This window comes from Streptomyces sp. NPDC001406, assembly GCF_042895285.1.
GTDB lineage: Bacteria > Actinomycetota > Actinomycetes > Streptomycetales > Streptomycetaceae > Streptomyces.
Window position 1 is genome coordinate 1 of record NZ_JBIAWG010000059.1, and the last position, 1,312, is coordinate 1,312.

1 protein-coding gene is annotated in these 1,312 nt (G+C 66.8%); it reads left to right on the forward strand.

Going from position 1 to position 1,312, the window contains the following annotated elements:
• The first annotated feature begins 66 nt into the window (after positions 1 to 66).
• Positions 67 to 1,280, forward strand: a protein-coding gene (locus ACFY1J_RS46055; protein ID WP_390713395.1) for an IS3 family transposase whose coding sequence is annotated in 2 segments (ribosomal slippage) — positions 67 to 319 and positions 319 to 1,280 — 1,215 coding nt in all. Because the reading frame shifts where the segments join, the coding sequence is not laid out codon by codon here.
• Positions 1,281 to 1,312: the final 32 nt, after the last annotated feature.

Below are 1,312 nucleotides of genomic sequence, written 5' to 3' on the forward strand. Positions count from 1 at the left end.
TGAGGCTGATCCTTTGGAGTGGACACCCTGACAATGGATCTTGATGGTCCAGGGAGGGATGCCCAGGTGGGACGCCAGTCTCCGTACCCGGAGGAGTTCCGGAAGGATGCCGTCGCGCTGTACCGCGCGTCCGGCGGCAAGCGCACGTATGCGGCGGTGGCCGCGGATCTCGGGATCACCGGGGAGACGCTGCGCACGTGGGTCCGCAAGGACACTGTTCGGTCCGCGCCCGAGCCGTCAGACAGCAGCGTGCAGAGTCCGGCCGAGGAACTGGCCAGGCTGCGAGCCGAGAACCAGCGGTTGCTGAAGGCAGAGAAAGAGTGGCAGCTGGAGCGGGAGATCTTGCGCCGGGCAGCCGCCTATTTCGCTCGGGAGGTGAAGTGAGCCCCCGCCGCTGGGACTTCATCTCCGACAACCGTGCCGGCTTCGGCGTGAAGCGGATATGCCAGGTCCTCGGTGTCTCCCGCTCCGGCTACTACCGGCACCAGGCCACCACGCAGGCCCGTGCTGCGCGTCAGGCCGAGCAGGCCGCCGCGGTCGCCGAGATCCGCGAGATCCATGCCGAACACCACGGCGCCTACGGCGCCCCGCGCATCCATGCCGAACTCCGCTCGCGGGGTCGGAAGATCAATCGCAAGCGTGTCACGCGCCTGATGCGCATCAACCAGATCATCGGCCGTCACCTGCGCCGCACCAAGCGCACCACGATCGCCGACAAGACGGCTCCTTCCGCACCGGACCTGCTCATGCGCGACTTCACCGCGAAGACGTTGAACACCCGGTGGTGCGGCGACATCACCTATATCGCCGTCGGCTCGACGTGGCTGTATCTGGCCACGGTCATCGACATCTGCTCGCGCCGCGTGATCGGCTGGTCCATCGCCGACCACATGCGCACCCAGCTCGTCACCGACGCGATCGAAATGGCGGTCTGCGCCCGCGGCGGCCAGGTCGACGGCGTTGTTTTTCACACGGACAGGGGCGCGCAATATACGGCGGCGGCTTTCGCCGAGGTCTGCCGCCGGCACGGCATCCGCCGCAGCATGGGCCGCGTCGGCTCGAGTTACGACAATGCCCTGGCCGAGTCGTTCTTCCAGGGCCTGAAACGGGAGCTGCTCCACGGGCGACGCCTCACCTCGAAGACGCAGACACGGCTGGAGCTGTTCCGCTGGCTGGCCTACTACAACCGGCGCCGCCGCCACTCTGCCCTCGCCTACCTCACGCCAGTCGAGTTCGAGCAACAGCTGATCTCATCACGTACGCTGTCGCTCGTCGCATGAAACCGGGTGTCCACTCCCGAGGTTGAGCCTCA